This is a genomic window from Wolbachia endosymbiont of Drosophila incompta (genome assembly GCF_001758565.1).
GTDB lineage: Bacteria > Pseudomonadota > Alphaproteobacteria > Rickettsiales > Anaplasmataceae > Wolbachia > Wolbachia pipientis.
In genome coordinates, this window is the sequence record NZ_CP011148.1 from 778633 (window position 1) to 778847 (window position 215).

The window sequence follows — 215 nt, forward strand, 5'->3', positions numbered from 1 at the left end:
GCAGTGAGACGAGGTTATCGTCATGCCGCCACGAACCGTCATACCGCGATTCATTCGCGGTATCTCTTAGCCGCTAACAAGTAGCTGGATGACGATTGTCAGGGTGTAATCCCAGTGTCCCTATGATGTCATCCCAGTGCCCAGACACTGGGATCCAGGAAAGTTTGCTTGTAAGCAAGCAAACTAGCACAGAAAGTGGTTACAACATTTTCGAT